This is a genomic window from Nocardia jiangxiensis NBRC 101359 (assembly GCF_000308615.1).
GTDB classification, from domain to species: Bacteria; Actinomycetota; Actinomycetes; order Mycobacteriales; family Mycobacteriaceae; genus Nocardia; species Nocardia jiangxiensis.
The window spans coordinates 64,266-84,092 of the sequence record NZ_BAGB01000028.1 but is presented as its reverse complement, the minus strand read 5'-3'; the positions used below and the strand labels follow the sequence as shown (position 1 = coordinate 84,092).

The window sequence follows — 19,827 nt, the reverse complement described above, 5'->3', positions numbered from 1 at the left end:
GAACAACGTGGCCTTCCCGTCCGCGCCGACCATCACCTCACCGTCCCGGTTGGGCAGCGTCGAGGCCAGCAGTCCGGCCAGCTCCTCCTCCCGCGCACCGTCGAAAACCGGTGTGGCGAGGTTGGTTTCGGGCTCCGCGGACAGCAACTCCTCGGGCAGCCGCTGCGCCCAGTCCGGACGATCGCCGCCGTCGGCGAGCTGAATGTTCCAGCCCGTCTTGCCGATCCAGCCCAGATGCGTCTCCAGGATCTGGCCGATGTTCATCCGGCGCGGCACACCGTGCGTGTTCAGGATGATGTCGACCGGAGTCCCGTCGGGCAGGAACGGCATGTCCTCCTTCGGCAGGATCTTGCCGATGACGCCCTTGTTACCGTGCCGACCCGCCAGCTTGTCGCCGTCCTGGATCTTGCGCTTCTGCGCCACGTACACGCGCACCAGCTCGTTCACACCGGGAGGCAGATCGTCGTCGTCATCACGCGAGAACACCCGGATACCGATGACCTTGCCCGACTCACCGTGCGGCACCTTCAGCGAGGTGTCGCGCACCTCACGCGCCTTCTCACCGAAGATCGCACGCAGCAGCCGCTCCTCCGGAGTCAGCTCGGTCTCACCCTTCGGAGTGACCTTGCCGACCAGGATGTCACCGTCACGAACCTCCGCACCGATACGCACGATGCCACGCTCGTCGAGATCGGCCAGGACTTCCTCGGAGATGTTCGGAATGTCGCGGGTGATCTCCTCCGCACCCAATTTCGTTTCCCGCGCGTCGACTTCGTGCTCCTCGATGTGGATCGAGGTGAGCACGTCCTCCTCCACCAGACGCTGTGACAGGATGATCGCGTCCTCGTAGTTGTAACCCTCCCAAGGCATCACCGCGACGAGCAGGTTCTTGCCCAGGGCCATTTCGCCGTTCTGGGTACTGGGTCCGTCGGCCAGGACCTGCCTCGGCTCCACGCGCTGACCCTCGTCCACGATCGGACGCTGATTCGCGCAGGTGCCCTGGTTCGTACGGCTGAACTTGTGCATCCGATACGAACGCCGGGTGCCGTCGTCGTGCATGACGGTGACGAAATCGGCCGAAACCTCTTCCACCACACCCGATTTCTCGTTCACCACGACATCACCGGCATCGATCGCCGCCCGCAGCTCCATACCGGTGCCGACCAGCGGCGACTCGGAACGAATCAGCGGCACAGCCTGTTTCTGCATATTCGCGCCCATCAGCGCGCGGTTCGCGTCGTCGTGCTCGAGGAACGGGATCATCGCCGTCGCGACCGACACCATCTGGCGCGGTGAGACATCCATGTAGTCGACCAGCGCGGGATCGACCAGCGCGACCTCGGAATCCTTGCGGCGCACCAGAACTCGCGAGGAGGTGAAACGCCCGTCGGCATCGAGCGGTTCGTTCGCCTGCGCGACGACGTGCCGGTCCTCCTGATCCGCGGACAGATAGTCGACCTGCTCGGTCACTTTGCCGTCGACCACCCGGCGGTACGGCGTCTCGATGAAACCGAACGGGTTGACCCGCGCGTACACCGACAGATAGCCGATCAGACCGATATTCGGACCCTCGGGGGTTTCGATCGGGCACATCCGCCCGTAGTGGCTGTAGTGCACGTCGCGGACCTCGAGACCGGCACGTTCGCGGGTCAGGCCACCCGGGCCCAGCGCCGAGAGACGACGTTTCTGGGTGAGGCTCGCGAGCGGATTGCGTTCGTCCAGGAACGTCGAGGACTGTGAGGTGCCGAAGAACTCCCGGATGGCCGCCACGACCGGGCGGATGTTCATCAGGGTCTGCGGGGTGATCGCCTCGACGTCCTGCGTGGTCATGCGCTCGCGCACCACGCGCTCCATCCGGGACAGGCCCAGCCGCACCTGGTTCTGGATGAGCTCGCCGATGGTCCGCAACCGGCGGTTGCCGAAATGATCGATGTCGTCGACATCGACCGGCACCTCCTCGCCACCGGGCACGGTCATCGTCGCATCGCCCGCATGCAGATGCAGGAGATATTCGATGATCGCGACGATGTCCTCCTCGGTGAGCACCCGGTCGGCGTCCGCGGCGGGATCGACGCCGAGTTTGCGGGTGATCTTGTGCCGGCCGACGCGAGCCAGGTCGTACCGCTTCTCCTTGAAGAACAGGTTCTCCAGCAGCACCTGCGCGGATTCCTTCGTGGGCGGCTCACCCGGGCGCAGTTTGCGATGAATGTCCAGCAGCGCCTCGTCGGTGCCCGCCGTATTGTCCTTCTCCAGGGAGGTCATCATGATCTCCGAGAAGCCGAAACGCTCGGTGATCTGCTCGGCGCTCCAGCCCAGCGCCTTGAGCAGAACCGTCACCGGCTGGCGGCGTTTGCGGTCGATACGCACGCCGATGGTGTCGCGTTTGTCGATATCGAATTCCAGCCACGCGCCGCGGCTCGGGATGACGCGGGCACTGTGCAGTGTCTTCTCGGTGGTCTTGTCGACGGACTCGTCGAAGTACACGCCCGGCGAACGCACCAGCTGCGAGACGATCACCCGCTCGGTGCCGTTGACCACGAAAGTGCCGCGATCGGTCATCATCGGGAAATCACCCATGAAAACCGTCTGGGACTTGATCTCGCCGGTGTTGTTGTTGATGAACTCCGCGGTGACGAACAGCGGGGCCGCGTAGGTCAGATCCTTGTCCTTGCATTCCTCGACCGAGGCCTTGACGTCCTCGAAACGGGGATCGGACAGGGACAGCGACATCGTGGCGGCGAAGTCCTCGATCGGGCTGAACTCGTCGAGCACCTCCTCCAGGCCACCCAGGACCGAATCACCTGCCGCGCCCGCCCGTTCCCGCCACGTTCGCCCGCCGATCAGCCAGTCGAACGACTCGGTCTGAACGGCCAGCAAATCCGGAATCGCCAGGGGTTCACCGAGTTTGGCGAACGAAACCCGTCCGGGTGCACCCGGAATCCGGGCGATCGAGCTGACGGTATCCACCTCGGTCTGACTCGAGACTGCCAAGATACGTCCTTCCAGCACCTCGCGCCGACCACGCCTGCGCGCGGTCGTCGCGGTAGTAGCCGTCCTGTGGGCTGCATTCCTCATGGCGCACCGTGCCGGATACCGACCTAACCTGACTCGACACCGACGGACGGAAAGCGACACGCAGACAGTGCGACTTTCCGCAGTCAATTTCATTTTCGAGAGCTGGACAGCATGCGCCCCGGCGCGAAAACCAAAATTACACCCGAAACGACGAGATGTCGAGGGCAGAAACAAACAGACACCACAATCCGAGTGCCTTTCCCCTTTCAATAATGACATCCGGATATATGGCTCGTCAAGGACGATTCGGCGGGTTATTACGGCAAGTCGAGCCGAGGCCGGACAGTCGCGTCCTCGCGCGCGGGTCCCGGCTGCAGTATCTCGATGGTGTCGGACCTGGTGCGGGACTTCGGTTCCAGCGCCGGGGAATCCGGGCCGTCCGTCTCGGCGCTCGCCGCCTGCGGGGACGAGTCCGGTTCCGCCGACTCGTCGGGCTCCGCGGCTGCTTCGCCCGGTGTCGAACGCTCCAGGAAACGCAGCAACTCGACCGGGAAGGGCAGGACCAGCGTCGAATTCTTCTCCGCCGCGACCTCCACCACGGTCTGCAACAGGCGAAGCTGCAATGCGGCGGGGGCGGCCGCCATCGTCTTGCCCGCATCGGCCAGTTTCTGGGATGCCTGCAGTTCGCCCTCCGCGGTGATGACGCGGGCCCGGCGTTCGCGTTCGGCCTCGGCCTGGCGGGACATCGAGCGCTTCATCGATTCGGGCAGAGCCACATCCTTGATCTCCACCCGATCGATGTGCACGCCCCAGGACAGCGCCGGGCTGTCGATCATCAGCTCCAGGCCCCGATTGAGATGCTCCCGGTTGGACAGCAGATCATCCAGATCGCTCTTGCCGATGATCGACCGCAGCGAGGTCTGCGCCACCTGCGCGATCGCGAACAGGTAATCCTGCACGTCGACCACCGCCTGCACCGGATCGATGACCCGGAAGTACACCACGGCGTCCACCCGCACGGTCACGTTGTCCCGGGTGATGCCCTCCTGCCCCGGCACCGGCATGGTGACGATCTGCACCGGCACCTTGCGCATCCGGTCGACCACCGGAATCAACACCCGCAACCCGGGCTCGCGCACGTCACGCACCCGCCCGAACCGGAACACCACCCCGCGTTCGAACTGCTCCACCACTCGCATACTCGCCCCGAACGCGATCCCGGTCAGTACCGCTCCCGCCCCCACCAGGACGCCGAAGATGCCCAAGATATCCATATCGCACCACCACGCGAATCGCCCGGCACACGGAAGAACCGGGCCCTGCATCGATCATGGCACCGAGTCGTCGCGCGTGCGAGCACGATTATGCTGCGCTACCGGCCGGATCCGAGCGGTGCACACGCAGCCGTTGCACTACTGATCATTTCGGTCGAACCATGCGTCGGGCATTCGCGCGAACAACTCCATGGGCAAGTCCTCGACGACGGGATGACGGCCGACGCTCACGTACACATCGCCGAGCCGGGTGGGCACGATCAGGTTCGCGGACTGGTCCAATTCGGTGTCACACCACCGTCGAAGCAGCCGGACGAGCTCCCGGTGCTCGGCTTCGGTCAACGGAGTGTCGTCGGTGTCCGCCATACGATCAGCCTAGGGGCGAGGTCCATCGGATCACCCGCCGATCGACAGCCGATCATGTCGGGCCGCCACAAACATCCGTTAAGCCCGTCAGCGGCGACACGACAACCACCGCGACACATCATTTCATCGTGGTCGCGGTGCTGCTCGATCGGATACACCCACCGGTATCCGTGCGACGCGCCCCCGGCGCGCTGGCCGCATTCGCCCGGAAACTGTTCGGACAGAGCCCGGCGCCGACCGGCGACCCGGTCTTCGACTCGTTCTTCCGCATCGACTCCGCCGACCCGGACCATGCCCGCTCGCTCGTCGGGCCGCAGCTGATGCACGCACATGTCACCGGCGGGCCGCCGCCCTGGCAGATCGTCGGATCCGAACTGCTCACCTGCACACCGACTTCCGGCCGCATCCACGACCCGAACCTGGTTTTCGCCTACGCCGGGCCGACGGTGCGCGTCGCGGAACTGCTCGGCCGCTGAGCCCGGTCGCCGGCAGGCTGCTCCACGTCCAGCGAAATCCCGCTCACCAGGGGTATCGAACGGCACAATATGGCGATGCGACCAATTGCCCGAGTGATGCTGGCTGCCGCTTCCGGACTATTTCTCGTGACACCCGGCCCCGCCGTGGCCGCTCCCGCCGTCTCGCACGCTCAACTGCCCACCATGTCCGCCGAGCCGAACGGCGTACAGGCCCCGTTCGCCGAGCTCGCCGACGGGAACACCGGTGCGGTGCGCTGGTCGCGTCAGCCGAACACCCGGACCCCGATGGGCAGCATCACGAAGGTGATGACCGCGCTGGTCGTCCTGGAGGCGGGCAATCTGGACCGTGCCATCACCGTGCCGCAGGCGATCATCGCCTACGACCGCAAGTACGACGGCAGCACCGCGGGCCTGGTCCCCGGCGAGATACTCACAGCCAGACAGTTGCTGTACGCGATGATGCTCCCCTCCGGCTGCGATGCCGCCTACACCCTCGCCGAGGCGTACGGCCCCGGTCAGGCCGCCTTCATCGCCGAGATGAACGCCACCGCAGCACGTCTGGGCCTGGCGAACACCCATTTCACCGACCCGAGCGGCCTGCCCGCGCCCACCGGCCACGCCACCTATTCCACCCCGGCGGACCTGGTGAAACTCGGTATGCACGCCATGGCTCAGACCTATCACCAGCCCGCCGGTCCCGCCAATCGCGACCATGTCTGGCGCACAACGAATCTCCTGCTCCGCGACTATCCCGGCACCGTCGGCATCAAAACCGGCTCCACCGACGCCGCGGGCACATGCCTGTTGTTCGAGACGGTCCGCGCGGGCCAACCTCTCCTCGGCGTCGTCCTGCACAGCTCCCCCACCAGCGACGCCGTCGCCGAATCCGACGCCCGACACATGCTCGACTGGGGCTTCGGCCCGATCCTGAGCCTCATCCCCATCCCCTGACATCCTCCGAAAGTGACTCCGCCACACCGTGTCACGAACATCACGGTGCGGCGAGCCATTCGGCGAGAGCGGTGAAATCGGTGTCCAGCAGCCCGGATATACCGTCGACCCGATGGAGCAGGGCCCGGCCCGGATGATTCCCGCGGACCCATATCTCGTCGTGATCTCTGATCTCGTCATCGATCCAGATGAATGGGCGACCGGCAGCCAGATCGACCAAAGTTCTGGTCTTCCAATGTAATCCGGCAGATTCGACGAAGGTCACAGCTCGAGGGTTGCGAGTGACATCGACCAGAGCTCACGCGCGGCGTCCGGGTCCAGAGCCCATCGCTTGACGCCGTGGCTGTGGGCGGTGAGGTCCGCATCGTCGGGGACGGTATATGCCTCGCGGCAGTCGTCGAGGTAATGCCCGCCGGTTGCCTCGAATTCCGGTGCGACGGCCGCCACCAGGGTGGTCGCGGCGCCTTGCTCGACGGATTTGTAGGTGAACACTCCGGCGGCCTTGGCGGCGTCGAGTGATTCGCGCTGCCGCTGCGTGAAGTTCCGTTGCAGTCCGGTCCTGATTCCCCCGGGATTCACCGCATTGGCCACGATGCGATCTGCGGCCCACCGTCTGGTCGCTTCGACGGCGAAGAGTGAATTCGCCGTCTTGGACTGGGCGTATGCGATCTGCGGATCGTATGACCGGTGTTCGAAGTGGATGTCGTCGAAGTCGACCGGGGCGCGCATGTGGGCGGTGGAACTCACCGCCACGATTCGGGCTGCGCCGCGATCCACCGCGCCGCGGGCCAGTGCGTCGTGCAGTAGGTGGGCGAGGGCGAAGTGGCCGAGATGATTGGTCGCGAACTGCAGTTCCCAGCCCTGCTCGTTTCGTTCCAGACCCGGGGTGACCAGCCCGGCGTTGTTGACCAGAAGGTGCAGCGGGCCGTCCCAGCCCCGCGCGAAACGCGCCACGCTGCCCGGGTCGGCCAGGTCGACGGCGGCCACCGCGGGCCTCGAACACGCACCGCGCGAAGCGATCCGGTCGGCCACGCGTGCACCCGCCGAGATATCGCGTACAGCGAGAGTGACATCCGCGCCCGCGACCGCGAGGACCCGAGCCGTCTCCGCCCCGAGTCCCGAGGATGCACCGGTGACCACCGCGCGCAGCCCGCGTAGGTCGACACCGGCGGCCACTTCGTCGGCGGTGCTCGAACCGTCGAAGCGAGTGGAGATGAGTGGACCTCGGGTCATCGGAATCCTCCTGATCGGCACGGTTGTTGTCGGCCTCTGCCACCAACTTTACAACTTTTACCTACTTTGTATAGTACGTCCACAACCAGGTAGGGTGTGCGGATGGACGCCACCAACGAGGGCACGCCGGACCCGCACACGGACGGCGGTCGGCGCGAGCAGGTGCTCGCCGCGGCACTGGGCACCTTCGTGCGGTACGGCTATCGGAAGACGTCGATGGAGGACGTCGCGCGCGCCGCCGACATCTCGCGCCCCGGCCTGTACCTGATGTTCGGCGCCAAACAAGAGCTGTTCACCGCCGCCGTCACCCATGCCCTGGACCGCAGCATCGCCGCGGTCATCGAGGTGCTCACCGATCAGACCCGGCCGATCCGCGACCGGCTCCTCGACGCGTTCGACCAGTGGACCGGTCGCTACATCGGCGCGATGAGCCGCGAGGTCAACACCATGGCCGAGGAATACTCGGACCTGCTCGGACCCGCCGTGACCGAGTACCCCTCGCGATTCGCCGCACTCCTGGACACCGCCCTGGCCGAATCGACGGACCCCGCCCTCGCGCCCCGATCAGCCGCGGTGGCACAGACTTTGATCAGCACGTCGATCGGAATCAAGCAGCAGGTCACCACCCGTGCGGCGTTCCTCGAGCGCCTGGCCATCGCTATCGAGCTGATCGTGCGCTGAGGTAGTCTCCGGTAATGGAGCCACGGTGGTTGGTTCGTTTCGCGTGCGCTGCGATCCTGGCGGCCACCGTCTCGGTGGTCATGCCCGCGCGGCAGGCGTCCGCGGTTGTATGTCCCGACGTCGAAGTGGTCTTCGCCCGCGGCACCGCCGATGTTCCGCCGGACTTCGGCGCCGTCGGGGTCTCGTTCATCACCGCACTGCGCACCCAGATCCCGGGCCGCTCGATCGCCACCTACCCGGTCGAATATCCGGCGAGCGCCGACTTCGCCGACCGGCTGGCCTTCGCGCGCACGGTCGTGAACGGTATCCGAAATACGCAGTCGCACATCGAATCCACGGCCGCGAACTGCCCCCGGACGCGAATCGTGCTCGGCGGCTATTCACAAGGCGCGGTCGTCGCCGGATTCGCCACGATGGCAAGCCTCCCCGCAGGCATACCGTCCCAGTTCGCCCAGTACCAATCGAGCATCCCCCTGCCGATGCCGCCCGAGGTCGCCCCCCACGTCGCCGCGGTCGTACTGTTCGGCAAACCCTCGGACCGCTTCATGCGAGACGTCGGCGCCCCGCCCATCGTCATCGGCCCCCTCTACACACCGAAGGCCACCGAGTACTGCGTCCCCGGCGACACGGTATGCGACGGCTCCCCCTTCCCCGGCCGCCCCAACGCCCTACACGCCCTCTACAGCGTCAACGGAATGACCTTGGCCGCAGCAGGTTTCGCCGCGAGCCGACTCTGAGGCCGTTGCACCTTCAGCCGCGCGCCGCTCCCCGCGGCCACACGATCGTCACCGGCACACCGCGCTCACGCGCCAGCGCAACGACGCTGCCGGTGCCGCTACGCTCGCCGATCTCCCCGTCCCACACGGCGATCAGCCGATCACACGACCCGACCACAACCTCGTTCGCGGCCTCATATGCGTCAGCACCGGCTTCGTCGAAGTCCATCACCCGAACGCGCTCCGCTCGTTCCAGCAGCTCATCGAACAGCGGCGTATGATCCGGCTTCACCTTGCGCTCCCGGTAGTTCCGCGAGGGCAGCACAACCTCCAACCGGCCGCCTGCTTCAAGCACGGCTTGGGCGAACACCGAATCTGCCCCCCGGGCAAGGCAACTCACGCCGGTCACCTCGGCGGCCCGACCCGTTGCCGTGATCTGGCGGGTGATCTTCGCGTACACCAGCTGTGCCGTGTCCGCGGTCAGGTTCATATGTCCGGTCACGCCGATTCGCACGGCTCGACTCCTCTATGTCGTTGCGTCACCCATGGGCCGGATCCGGCGGTTCGGTCAGCGTGGTACGTCACGTGAGCGAGAGTCGCGGGCGGCGTCATCGGTCTGCATACTGCGATTATCACCAGCGAACCCATCTCCGGTGAGCGGCAAAGACTTCCCGACGGAAGAGAAGGGACCGGTGCGGCAGCCGCATCCGCCGCTGGGTCCCACATGCCGCCGGATCCTCCGGATCGAGGCCGGATTCGAGCAGTGCTTCGTAGTCGATGGAGTCCACGATCCGTTGGACGCTGGATGGTTGCTGATGATGTCGTAGGCGATGTGAATCGCCTGTGGTTGTCCTGTCCGACAAGGTGCTTGCGTGGTGATGTCAGGTGTTGCTGGAGTCGGTACGCCGCATACCTGTGACGAGGTCGGGTTCGATCGCGATCAGGGCATCGTTGACCGTGTGGGTCCAGGACTGCACGAGGGGGTCGTACAGGGCGATACGGTCCGGATCCTCGATGATCCGCCCGTAGCCGACCACCAGCACCGACCAGCCCTGACGGGAATGGGGGTCGATCTCGTCGGCCTGGTAGCCGAGCACGGTTTTGCCTCTCGTGCGCACCGCGTCGGTCAGCCAGGGCGACGCCCCGGCGCCGATGATGATCTTCCCGCCCCGCACGATGTGGTTGACCGGCCGCACGGCAGGCAGGACATCGCGGGTGTACGCCACCCTGCCCAGCGGCACCCCGGCCAGCAACGCCAGACACTCGTCCGAGTCGAGCGCGATCACTCCGGATTCCGGGGGCTCGGGTAGACGCTGGGGTGAATCGCAGGCGTTTGGCATTACCGTGCAGTTCCCCTGCCGGTTCGAGCGAAACGGGCCTCGTTCGCGGACCGGACACACGCCCTCTCGTCATGTTTGCTCGCTGCGCCGCGTCGGGCTCGCCACCGACCGCGATACAGACCGACTAGTATTCGAAACTGTGTTCGAAGAGTGGCCGCAGGAGTTCAGTCCGCCGCTGCGCCGCACCGTGACGCCGCCGGTGCCGGTCGTGGTCGACCTGAGCCAGGCCATGCCCACCCGGCAGCCGAACGGGTGGGGCCGCGACAAGATCGCCATCAAGGTGAAACTCGGCGGACTGGATCTCACCGGCAACGTCCCGGGCCTGCTGCACGCGTGGGCCCGAGTGAACGACGGCAGCTGGCTCGGCCTGGTCGAAATGGTGCTGTGGACCAATAACGGCAACGGGCAACTGTCGGTGACGCAGTGGTGCCCCGCACCCGCACTGTCACCACGCGACCGGGCAACAGGCCCTGAACAGTAGGGTGGCCCCGCCGGATCCGGCGGCGCCACAATCGTTTCCGGGCTGGCGAACGGTCGCCTCTACGTGCGGGAGATCTTGTCGATCTCTTTCCCGAGATGAGTCAGGGACTCGTAGAACCCGTGCCGTCCGCGGACGAGCTGATAGGCGAGCACCTCGTCCTTGTTCAACGCGTCGATCTGCTGTAACTCACCGAGGTGCCGGCGGAGGTCTCGGAGCCGGGGGGCATCGCCCCATCCGTTGTTTCCGGCGAAATCGATCCTCTCCAGGATCTTCTGATGCTCCTGCGAGCGATCGACAGCGTGGAACCGGCGTTCGACCATGTTGATCGCGCCGATCTCGTCGGCCCAGCGGGCGCACGAGAAAGATGGGTCTTCGACCACGGCGATCGGCTGGTCACCCGCGTACCTCATCGCCAGTTCCAGCTCCTTCAGCGCCGGCGCGTAGACCAACGTCGGACGTCCGAACGCGCCACCGATCCGGTTGGAGTTCAACGGAGTCAGAACGGTGCGGTTCGTCGCGTACCGCTTCAGAGGTTGCGAGTATTCGATGGAGTTCTTCTGCGGAGCAAGGATGATCGCGGTCGTGTGCGCGCCAATGCGATCCAGGAACGCGACACCCAGTTCAACTGCCGGATCGTACCCAGCTTCCGGGCGGAACGGGATGTACGCAGCGCGGGGAAGGCCACCTGCCATAACGACATCATCTTGCCGATCACCAGGATCGTTACCGGCCGGACTCGGATCGGACTGCGGCCGTCCGGGGTCGGGTGGAAGAGAAAGGACGAGTCGGTCTATAAGCCGGATCCTGTTCCCGGCTCGCGCCGGGAGGCGACCATCCATCTGGATGCACCGTTGCCGGGCACCTCGAGCGGTCCACCCGCGGGCTCGGGCGAGCAGCCCTCGAACACCCGCGCAGCCGCACTCGCGAGGAGTGCGGCCTTCGACCTTGCTCCGGGCGGGGTTTACCTAGCCGCCCCGGTCACCCGGGGCGCTGGTGCGCTCTTACCGCACCGTTTCACCCTTACCGGCGCTTGCGCGCCGGCGGTCTGTTTTCTGTGGCACTGTCCCGCGGGTCACCCCGGGTTGCCGTTAACAACCGCCCTGCTCTGTGGAGTCCGGACTTTCCTCGGCGCCGGGCGGCGGCACAGCTGTGCCCGTTCCCGTCGCCGCAGTCGCCCGACCGACTCGTCCGCAGAGATTATGCCGCATGGGGTGTTCGGCGGCCCCGCCGGTGGTGCTGTCCGGATGCCGCGCGACGAGATTTCGGGCCACGACCGGGGATCCAGCGCAGCGGGCCCGAGCGAGAACAAGTACCGTATTTCGCCATGGAGCGTGTCGAGGTGGGGTTCCCTTCGGGAAACGAACAGTGTGCAGCGTGGCTCTACCGGCCCGATGGACCACCCAAACCGCGCCCGCTGGTCATCATGGGCCACGGGCTGGGGGCGAATCGGGAAATGGGGCTGGACCGATATGCGCGCCGGTTCACCGCGGCCGGAATGGGTTGCCTGGTCTTCGATTACCGCAACTTCGGGGCAAGCGGCGGCACCCCGCGCCAGCTGATCAGCATTCGCAAGCAGCGTGCGGACTGGCGTTCGGCGATCACCTACGCACGCACCATCAAGGGTTTCGACGCGACGCGAATTGCGTTGTGGGGCAGCTCGTTCGGCGGGGGACATGTGCTGTCGATCGCGCACGAGGACGATTACCTCGCCGCGGTGGTGGCCCAGTGCCCGTTCACCAGCGGCTGGTCCTCGGCGATGGCCAAGGGCCCGATCAGCCTCACCAGGACCGGCATCGTCGCCATGACCGACCTGCTGCTCGGCCCCATCGTGCGCAAACCGATCAAGGTGCGGCTGGCCGGGCGCAAACGGTCCGCGGCATTGATGAGCGCCTCGGACGTGCCGGAGGGATTCGGCCGCCTGGCCGAGGAGAGCGAGCAGTACCAGCCGAAGGTGGCCGCCCGCTTCGGACTTCAGGTGCTGTTCGACTCACCGTGGCGGCGCACCAAGGGCATCAAGGTGCCCGTGCTGTATTCGCTGTGCGACAACGATTCTGTCGCGCCGATCAAACCGACCCTCAAGGCCGCCGAGCGCACCAAGCACTCGATCGTCAAGCGATACCCGATCGGGCACTTCGACATCTACTTCGACGACTGGTTCGAGAAGGCCGTCTACGACCAGACCGACTTCCTGGTTTCGGTGCTGCGCCCCTGACCGCTCACCGCGCAGCAGTCTCGGCGGCGTAATTCGATTGCCCACGGCCCCTGCCGAGGAGGACGATCACCGGATGACTGTGCGAGAGGTACCTCCGCAGGACTGGCAGACGGTCCGGACCGCGCGCCTGGCCGCGCTGGCCGGATCCACGCCGGGCACCTTCGCCACCCTGCTCGAGGAGGCCCAGGGGTGGGACGAGGAGCATTGGAAGCAGTGGTCCGCCCGCCGCACCATGTTCGTGGCCGAATCGGGCACGGAGGTGATCGGTTGCGCGGGCGGCATCCGGGAACACGGTGTGCCGGTTCTGGTCTCGATGTTCGTGGAACCGGCCGCACGCGGGACCGGAGTCTCGCGTGAGCTGATCGAGGCGGTCGCCGACTGGGCGCGCGCCGACGGGCACGCCGAACTACGACTCTGGGTGCTGGACGGCAATACCCCGGCCGAGAAGCTCTATCGCAGAATGGGTTTCGCCCCGACCGGAGTTTCTCGCAGCACCGGGGTCCACGCACCGGACACCGAATACGAGATGTCCCTCGCACTGCACTGAGCTTCCGCTCGCGGCAGTGCCGCACGTACAATCGGTGACATCCGGTGGGCGAGTAGGTCGTCCACCCCGACGATGGCCCCGGTGCGCCGACGAGCACCGTGTCGATGACATTGCTTCGTGTGAATATCGTTGTCCCCCACGGGAAGGTATTTCCCGTTCGCCGATGAGCGCGGTGCGGGCGCGTACGCCCGCCGAGATCCACCGCCGGCGCCGCACCCGAGCGCACACCTGCTGGAATCACCTCGTCGTGGCCCCGCTGTGGCCCAAACACGGCGTCAACCTGGGCACGCTACTGCGTACCTGTGATGCGGCAGGAGCCTGTCTGGCCGTACCCCGGTGGCCGTGGATCCCCGAAGCGCTCGAGCGCGGAAACACCTTGCGGCACCGCGCCTGTGTGCACTGGATCGACGGCCGCGCCGACCGCTGGCTGGACCGGCAGCGGCGCGGCGGATCGGCGATCGTCGGGGTGGAGCTGACCGACGAATCGATTCGCCTGGCGGATCTGCCCGTCGCACGCAGACGCACCGTGATCGTCCTGGGCAACGAGGGCTCGGGCATTCCGCCGGAGGGCCTCGAACGCCTGGACGTGGCGGTGGAGATCCCGATGGTCGGCACCGGCCACAGCCTCAACGTCGCGGTCGCGGGCTCCCTGGTGCTCTACAAATTGGCCGGGCTGTGCTGATCAGAGATAGGACGTCTCGTTCACCAGGCGCACCGAGGAGCCGCCGTCGGGATAGAACTCGGCGATCGACAGCGAGGCCAGATCCAGATGCAGCCGGTACAGCAGCGACGGGCCCACGCCGAGGGCCAGTTGCAGCAGGGTCTTGATGGGCGTCACGTGACTGACCACGACGACGTTGCGGCCCGGATACAACCCCACCAGATCCGAACGCGCCGCCTCGATCCGCTCGCGCACCGCGGCGAAGCTCTCGCCGCCCGGCGGGGAGATCGTGGAATCGCCCAGCCAGCGCGCGTGCAGCTCCGGGTCGGCCTCCGCCGCCTCGGCGAACGTGAGTCCCTCCCAGTCGCCGAAATCGGTTTCGATGAGCCGATCCAGCACCCGCACCGGGACGTTCAGGGCGTCACCGACCGCGCCCGCGGTCTCCTGTGCCCGACCCAGCGGAGAGGTCACGATCGCGGCGATATCGCCTTTGGCCGCAAGGTATTTCGCCGCCCGCGCGGCCTGCTCGCGCCCCAGGGCGGTGAGCGGCGGATTCCCGCGGCCGGAATACCGGCGTTCCACCGACAGTTCGGTCTGGCCGTGCCGTAACAGCAGCAGCCGGGTCGGACGGCCGCGCGCACCGGTCCAGCCGGGTGCGGTCTGGTCCGGCTTCTGTTGTGCCGCACGGGCGTCGGCAGCCTCATCGATCCAGCCGGTCAGCGTGCGCTCCACACCGACTGCCGATTCCTGCTGTGCTGCAGCGGTTTCCGAAGTCTGCGCCGAGCGAACCTCGCCGATCAGCGGCGCGTCGTCCATCGCCTCGTTGGCGAGCCGGTCGGCGTGGGAATTCTGCGCTCGCGGAATCCAGCTGAAATCGACCCGATCGAATTCCGTGACCAGCTGCCGCGCACGATCGTTGAGCGGAATCATGGCCGCGTGCTTGACCTTCCAGCGACCCGACATCTGCTCGACGACCAGTTTGGAGTCCATCCGCACCGCGACCTCGCGCGCGCCCAGCTCCGCCGCGGCCGCGAGTCCGGCGATCAGCCCGCGGTATTCGGCCACATTGTTGGTGGTGACCCCGAGCGACTCCTTGCGTTCGGCGAGCACGCGCGCATGGTCCGCATCCCAGACCACCGCGCCGTATCCGGCCGGACCGGGATTGCCCCGCGAACCGCCGTCCGCTTCGACGATCACGCTATCGGTCACAGCCGCCTCACAACCCGGATTGCTTGGTGCGCACCATGATCGCGCCGCACTCCGGGCAACGGACCACCGCATCCGGCGCCGCCTTCGCGATCCGCGCGATCTCACCGCGATCGAGTTCGATCCGGCACGCGCCACACCGGCGAGCCTGCAACAGCGCCGCGCCCACACCGTGCTGGGCGCGCTGCTTGTCATACACCGACAGCAGCTCCGCCGGGAACTGGGCCTGTAACTGCTCGCGATCGCCAGCGCAGCGCTGTGCGGCGACCTCGAGATCGGCCAGCGCCTCGTCCCGATGACGCTGTGCTTCGGCGAGCTCCCCCTCTGCCTTCGTCAGGTTCGCCCCGGTGTGTTCGTGATCGGCGACCGCGGCCTCGCGACGCTCCATCACCTCGAGCAGATCGTCTTCCAGCACCGAGCGGCGACGTTCCAGGCTGCCCAGCTCGTGCTGCAGCTCCGAGAGCTGCTTGGCTCCGACCGCGCCGCCCTCGAGCATGCCCCGATCGCGCTGTTCGCGTTTGCTGACGCCGTCGATCTCGGTCTCCAGCTTGCGGATGTCACGGTCGAGGTCGTCGAGCCGGATCTCGACCTTCACCGCCGCGTCCTTGCGAGAGGTGCGCTCACCCTCGAGCCGCTCGACCTCCTGCTGTTCCGGCAGCACCTTGCGCCGATGCGCGATACGCGTCAGCTCCGCATCGACCGCGGCGAGGTCGAGCAACTTGGCCTGGATCGTTGGTTCGACATTCAACGCGGGACGTACTCCTCGACACTCTGGACCTATACGACAGCGCGCCGGACGGGCCGACGCCGAAGTTCTAACCGTACTCCGCACCCGGCGGCACACACCCCAACCCCGCCGTTTTATCCGGTCCCCGTACCCGGCAGAGGTTCCGTGCGCCGACGCCCGATGGCGGCCTCGCTCCGTCCGGGGATCGAGGCCGCCTCCGGTGCGCTAGGAGATCTTGCGGCGGTAGGCGGCCATCGCGCCGAGATAGGCGACGACGAGGATGCCGAAACACCAGGCCAGCGCGGTCCAGATACCGGTTCCTACCGGCTGCTGTGCGAACAGATTGCGCAGGGTGTTCACGATCGAGGTCACCGGCTGGTGTTCGGCGAACGCCCGCACCGGTCCGGGCATCGTGTGCGTGGGCACGAACGCCGAACTCAGGAACGGCAGGAAGATCAGCGGATAGGAGAACGCGCTCGCACCGTCCGGGGTGCTCGCGGTCAGGCCGGGAATGATCGCGATCCAGGTCAGCGCCAGAGTGAACAGGATCAAGATGCCTGCCACCGCGAGCCACGCCGAAAGACCTGCGCTGGAACGGAATCCCATCAGCAACGCGACGGCCAGCACGACCGCGAGCGATATCACGTTGGCCACGACCGAGGTCAGCACGTGCGCCCACAGCACCGAAGAGCGAGCGATCGGCATGGATTGCAGACGCTCGAAGATGCCGTTGCTCTTGTCCTGGTAGAGCCGGAAGGCGGTGTAGGCGATGCCCGAGGCGACCGTCATGAGCAGAATGCCCGGCAGTAGGTATTTCACGTACGCATGCGAGCCCGAGGTGCCGGTATTGATCGCGCCGCCGAACACGTAGGTGAACAGCAGCAGGAATGCGATCGGCATGACGATGGTCGTGATGATGGTGTCCATGCTGCGGGTGATGTGGCGCAGCGACCGGCCCAGCAACACGACGGTATCGCCGAAGAAGTGCTTGTTCATCGAAATGCCCCGTCCGTCACGCGACGCCGCGCTGATCGCCGTCACCGGTGATCACGAAGAAGATGTCCTCCAGGGTCGGCTGCTTCTCGACGTATTCGACCTTCGTCGGCGGGTGCAGCGCCTGGAGTTCGGCAAGGGTGCCGTTCACGATGATCCGGCCCTCGTGCAGGATCGCGATCCGGTCGGCGAGGTGTTCGGCCTCGTCGAGATACTGCGTGGTGAGCAGCACCGTGGTGCCGCGCGCGGCGAGTTCGGAAACCGCGTGCCACACCTCGAGGCGCGCCTGCGGGTCGAGCCCGGTCGTCGGCTCGTCGAGGAAGATGACCGGCGGATCGCCGATCAGGCTCATCGCGATGTCCAGCCGTCGGCGCATACCACCGGAATAGGTCGACACCTTGCGCGCACCGGCCTCGGTCAACGCGAAGCGTTCCAGCAGATCCTCGGCGATCCGGCCCGGGTCCGGCACATGCCGCAGACGCGCGACCAGCACGAGATTCTCACGGCCGCTGAGGATTTCATCGACTGCGGCGAATTGCCCGGTGAGACTGATGGATTCGCGCACCCGCGCAGGTTGCGCGGCGACGTCGAACCCGTCCACCTCGGCCGCCCCGTCGTCGGCCTTCAGCAGGGTGGCCAGGATTCCGATGATCGTGGTCTTGCCCGCGCCGTTGGAACCCAGCAGTGCGAAGATGCTGCCGCGCGCCACGTCGAAATCGACGCCGCGTAGCACATTCAGTTGCTTGTAGGATTTCTCCAGCCCTCGCACGCGAATCGCCGGAATCTGATCTGTCATCATCGGAAAGTCCCTTTCATCCTTCTTTTCCGACGTCTTCTCCGGCTGCCCGCGCGATGGCGTTGTCCAGCCGTTCGCGTTCGCGTTTGATCCAGGATTCGTCCTGATAATTGCGCGCGAAGGTCTCGATGAACTCCACCGGATCGTCCCCGACGATTTCGCGGATCGGCGTACGATCCGCCGCACTCTGTTCGAACAGATCGATCAGATCCTCGAACATGGCGACACTGCCGCCCGCCGCGTACATCAGGTAGCGCTGAAAGGCATCGATCGCAGTGCTGTACGGCTCGGGGAGCTGTTTCGCGCGAGCGCGGTACTGCCGCCAACGCCGCTTCTCACCGAGGTCGCCGACCACCGTGGAGAGCAACTTTCCCGGCAATTTCGAATCGGACATGATCATTCTTCTCCTTCTGCACGAAGCTGTTCCAGCCGTTCCGAGAGGAAATCCCAGGTCCGCCAGAACTCGTCGAGATATTCGCGTCCCTGCGCGTTGAGTGAATACACCTTGCGCGGCGGTCCCTTTTCCGAAGGGACCTTCTCCACATCGACCAGGCCACGTTTCTCCACCCGCACGAGCAGCGCATATACGGTGCCCTCGGCGATATCGGCGAAGCCCTGCTCCCGCAGCCACGCGGTGATCTCGTAGCCGTACGCGGTCCGCACCGCCAAGATCGCGAGGACGATGCCTTCCAATGTGCCCTTGAGCATTTCCGTGATCTGCTTGCCCACGGATCACCTCCTCGTATCCAGTGGCGCTACTCAGTTCTACTGAGTACCAGTAGATAGTAACACTGAATAGCGGTGAGACAAGTCCCTACCGCAGCACTCGGTGCGAGTCGGCGAGCAGGCCGTTCGGGTGAGTCGAATCAGTTGTCCGCCAGATGATGTGCGCCATCACCGGGCATGCGCATCGGGCCGGGCCGCGAGCGAGAGAGACTTCGGCGCAGCGCCCAGGACAGCTCAGCCGTCGAGCGAGCCGAGGGTCCAGGGATCGGTGCGGACCGCGCTGACGTGGGTTTCCAGATCGGGCAGTGCGGTGCGCACGATGCGTTCGGCCTGAGCGCACCAGGGGTATTCGGTGGCCCAGTGCGCGGCGTCGACGAGTGCGGGGCCGCCCGCGCGCAGATGTTCGTCGGCGGGATGGTGGCGCAGATCGGCGGTGACGTAGGCGTCCACGCCGAGACGGGATACCTTGGCCAGGAAGGAATCTCCCGCGCCGCCGCAGACCGCGACCGAGGCGATGCGTCGCTCGGGATCACCGGCCGCGCGCACGCCCCAGGCGGTGACGGGCAGCGCCGCGCGGACGCGAGCGGTGAACTCCCGCAATGTTTCCGGCTCCGGGAGCTCTCCCACGCGGCCCAGTCCCAGACCGGTGGGCAGGCTCGCCCGCTCGGTGACGAAATAGGCGGGCTCCTCGTACGGATGCGCCTGTCGCAGGGCGGCGAGCAGAGCCGCGCGGGCCGACGGCGGCGCGACGACCTCGAGCCGGTCCTCGGCCACCTGTTCCAGTTCACCGACCGCGCCGAGCGCCGGATTCGCGCCCGCCACCGGCCGGAACTGTCCGATACCCGGCACCTGCCAACAGCATTCGCGATAGTTGCCCGAGCCGCCCGCACCTGCCGCGAACAATGCGCCCAGCACCGCGGCGGAGTGTTCACGCGGGACGTTGACCGTCCATTCATCCAGGGCCGCAGTAGGTTTGGGATCGAGCGGACCAGTCACCCGCAGTCCCAACGCGTCCGCCAGCGCATCGGAGACGCCCGGCGCGGCGGAATCGGCATTCGTGTGTGCGGTGAACAGCGCGCACCCGGCCCGAATCAGCCGGTGCAGCAGCGCACCTTTCGGCGTACTCACGGCCACGGTGTCCACCCCGCGCAGCAGCAGCGGATGGTGCACCACCAAAGCCTGTGCGCCCCAAGCGATCGCCTCGTCCACCACCGCCTCGGTCGCGTCGACGGCGAACAGCACCCGGGCCACGTCCTCCCCCGGATCACCACACACCAGCCCCACCGAATCCCACGATTCGGCCAGCCGCGGCGGATACGCCTCGTCCAGCACCGCCACGAGCTCACTCACCTGCGCCACCCTGGAACCTCCTCCACTGCGATCATCCCGCCGCGCTCTCGGCCGTCATCCGTCGCATCCGCATTCC

At 66.4% G+C, this 19,827-nt stretch carries 23 protein-coding genes and 1 other RNA gene; 8 read left to right on the top strand and 16 right to left on the bottom strand.

What is annotated here, in order from left to right; translation table 11 throughout:
* The 3 genes from rpoB to ON40_RS10255 form a co-directional block, all read right to left on the bottom strand.
* Positions 1-3,009, bottom strand: a 3,009-nt coding sequence (gene rpoB / locus ON40_RS10265; RefSeq protein ID WP_040820965.1) for a DNA-directed RNA polymerase subunit beta, incomplete at its 3' end; no start/stop codon positions are given.
* Between the two features lie 323 nt (positions 3,010-3,332).
* On the bottom strand, positions 3,333-4,289 hold the full coding sequence (locus ON40_RS10260) for a slipin family protein (protein WP_169541848.1): 957 nt from the start codon (positions 4,287-4,289) through the stop codon (positions 3,333-3,335).
* Between the two features lie 138 nt (positions 4,290-4,427).
* Positions 4,428-4,655, bottom strand: coding sequence for a hypothetical protein (locus ON40_RS10255; RefSeq protein WP_040820963.1), 228 nt, complete (start codon positions 4,653-4,655; stop codon positions 4,428-4,430).
* Positions 4,656-4,783: 128 nt separating this feature from the next.
* Here ON40_RS10255 and ON40_RS10250 point away from each other — a divergent pair, with 128 nt between their 5' ends.
* Positions 4,784-5,131 carry a hypothetical protein gene (locus tag ON40_RS10250; RefSeq protein ID WP_040820961.1) on the top strand — a complete coding sequence of 116 codons (348 nt, stop codon included), beginning with the start codon at positions 4,784-4,786 and terminating at the stop codon, positions 5,129-5,131.
* Between the two features lie 75 nt (positions 5,132-5,206).
* Positions 5,207-6,082, top strand: a complete 876-nt coding sequence (locus ON40_RS10245; RefSeq protein WP_051192944.1) for a D-alanyl-D-alanine carboxypeptidase family protein — start codon at positions 5,207-5,209, stop codon at positions 6,080-6,082.
* A gap of 40 nt (positions 6,083-6,122) precedes the next feature.
* Here the strand turns inward: ON40_RS10245 and ON40_RS10240 are convergent, their stop codons facing one another.
* Both ON40_RS10240 and ON40_RS10235 read right to left on the bottom strand, forming a co-directional pair.
* Positions 6,123-6,347 (bottom strand): hypothetical protein, encoded by a 225-nt coding sequence (locus ON40_RS10240; RefSeq protein ID WP_051192940.1) that lies wholly within the window; start codon positions 6,345-6,347, stop codon positions 6,123-6,125.
* Positions 6,344-7,315, bottom strand: a complete 972-nt coding sequence (locus ON40_RS10235; protein WP_040820959.1) for an SDR family NAD(P)-dependent oxidoreductase — start codon at positions 7,313-7,315, stop codon at positions 6,344-6,346. Before ON40_RS10235 ends, ON40_RS10240 begins: the two co-directional genes overlap by 4 nt.
* A 102-nt stretch (positions 7,316-7,417) precedes the next feature.
* Between ON40_RS10235 and ON40_RS10230 the strand changes: the two genes are divergently transcribed.
* On the top strand, positions 7,418-7,996 hold the full coding sequence (locus ON40_RS10230) for a TetR/AcrR family transcriptional regulator (protein WP_063712979.1): 579 nt from the start codon (positions 7,418-7,420) through the stop codon (positions 7,994-7,996).
* A gap of 14 nt (positions 7,997-8,010) precedes the next feature.
* Positions 8,011-8,733, top strand: a complete 723-nt coding sequence (locus ON40_RS10225) for a cutinase family protein (RefSeq protein WP_040820957.1) — start codon at positions 8,011-8,013, stop codon at positions 8,731-8,733.
* 13 nt (positions 8,734-8,746) lie between these two features.
* On the opposite strand, the gene ON40_RS10220 is transcribed toward ON40_RS10225, so the two are convergent.
* Together ON40_RS10220 and ON40_RS10215 are read right to left on the bottom strand one after the other, a co-directional pair.
* Positions 8,747-9,202 carry a hypothetical protein gene (locus tag ON40_RS10220; protein ID WP_174435022.1) on the bottom strand — a complete coding sequence of 152 codons (456 nt, stop codon included), beginning with the start codon at positions 9,200-9,202 and terminating at the stop codon, positions 8,747-8,749.
* Positions 9,203-9,593: 391 nt separating this feature from the next.
* Positions 9,594-9,998 (bottom strand): pyridoxamine 5'-phosphate oxidase family protein, encoded by a 405-nt coding sequence (locus tag ON40_RS10215; RefSeq protein ID WP_051192939.1) that lies wholly within the window; start codon positions 9,996-9,998, stop codon positions 9,594-9,596.
* A 193-nt stretch (positions 9,999-10,191) separates the two neighbouring features.
* On the opposite strand from ON40_RS10215, the gene ON40_RS10210 reads away from it, so the two are divergent.
* Positions 10,192-10,533, top strand: coding sequence for a hypothetical protein (locus tag ON40_RS10210; protein WP_051192938.1), 342 nt, complete (start codon positions 10,192-10,194; stop codon positions 10,531-10,533).
* A 59-nt stretch (positions 10,534-10,592) separates the two neighbouring features.
* On the opposite strand, the gene ON40_RS10205 is transcribed toward ON40_RS10210, so the two are convergent.
* Both ON40_RS10205 and rnpB read right to left on the bottom strand, forming a co-directional pair.
* Positions 10,593-11,225, bottom strand: coding sequence for a hypothetical protein (locus ON40_RS10205; protein WP_040820952.1), 633 nt, complete (start codon positions 11,223-11,225; stop codon positions 10,593-10,595).
* Between the two features lie 85 nt (positions 11,226-11,310).
* Positions 11,311-11,720, bottom strand: an RNA gene (gene rnpB, locus ON40_RS48050) — RNase P RNA component class A.
* A gap of 137 nt (positions 11,721-11,857) precedes the next feature.
* On the opposite strand from rnpB, the gene ON40_RS10200 reads away from it, so the two are divergent.
* From ON40_RS10200 to ON40_RS10190, 3 genes are all read left to right on the top strand, one after another.
* On the top strand, positions 11,858-12,745 hold the full coding sequence (locus tag ON40_RS10200; protein ID WP_040820949.1) for an alpha/beta hydrolase: 888 nt from the start codon (positions 11,858-11,860) through the stop codon (positions 12,743-12,745).
* Positions 12,746-12,818: 73 nt separating this feature from the next.
* The gene (locus ON40_RS48045; protein ID WP_051192937.1) at positions 12,819-13,292 is read left to right on the top strand and encodes a GNAT family N-acetyltransferase; all 474 of its coding nucleotides are present in this window, start codon (positions 12,819-12,821) and stop codon (positions 13,290-13,292) included.
* A gap of 163 nt (positions 13,293-13,455) precedes the next feature.
* Positions 13,456-13,974 (top strand): TrmH family RNA methyltransferase, encoded by a 519-nt coding sequence (locus ON40_RS10190; protein ID WP_040820947.1) that lies wholly within the window; start codon positions 13,456-13,458, stop codon positions 13,972-13,974.
* Here the strand turns inward: ON40_RS10190 and ON40_RS10185 are convergent, their stop codons facing one another.
* The 7 genes from ON40_RS10185 to ON40_RS10155 form a co-directional block, all read right to left on the bottom strand.
* Positions 13,975-15,162: a bifunctional RNase H/acid phosphatase gene (locus ON40_RS10185; protein ID WP_040820945.1), complete on the bottom strand. Its 1,188-nt coding sequence runs from the start codon at positions 15,160-15,162 to the stop codon at positions 13,975-13,977. It lies immediately after the preceding gene.
* Positions 15,163-15,169: 7 nt separating this feature from the next.
* Positions 15,170-15,907, bottom strand: coding sequence for a zinc ribbon domain-containing protein (locus tag ON40_RS10180; RefSeq protein ID WP_040820943.1), 738 nt, complete (start codon positions 15,905-15,907; stop codon positions 15,170-15,172).
* Between the two features lie 204 nt (positions 15,908-16,111).
* Positions 16,112-16,882: an ABC transporter permease gene (locus ON40_RS10175; RefSeq protein WP_040821020.1), complete on the bottom strand. Its 771-nt coding sequence runs from the start codon at positions 16,880-16,882 to the stop codon at positions 16,112-16,114.
* Positions 16,883-16,898: 16 nt separating this feature from the next.
* The gene (locus tag ON40_RS10170) at positions 16,899-17,678 is read right to left on the bottom strand and encodes an ABC transporter ATP-binding protein (RefSeq protein ID WP_040820941.1); all 780 of its coding nucleotides are present in this window, start codon (positions 17,676-17,678) and stop codon (positions 16,899-16,901) included.
* Between the two features lie 13 nt (positions 17,679-17,691).
* The gene (locus tag ON40_RS10165; protein ID WP_306305380.1) at positions 17,692-18,069 is read right to left on the bottom strand and encodes a DUF1048 domain-containing protein; all 378 of its coding nucleotides are present in this window, start codon (positions 18,067-18,069) and stop codon (positions 17,692-17,694) included.
* A gap of 2 nt (positions 18,070-18,071) precedes the next feature.
* On the bottom strand, positions 18,072-18,404 hold the full coding sequence (locus ON40_RS10160) for a PadR family transcriptional regulator (RefSeq protein ID WP_040820937.1): 333 nt from the start codon (positions 18,402-18,404) through the stop codon (positions 18,072-18,074).
* Between the two features lie 231 nt (positions 18,405-18,635).
* On the bottom strand, positions 18,636-19,760 hold the full coding sequence (locus ON40_RS10155) for a Nif3-like dinuclear metal center hexameric protein (protein ID WP_040820935.1): 1,125 nt from the start codon (positions 19,758-19,760) through the stop codon (positions 18,636-18,638).
* Between the last annotated feature and the right edge of the window lie 67 nt (positions 19,761-19,827).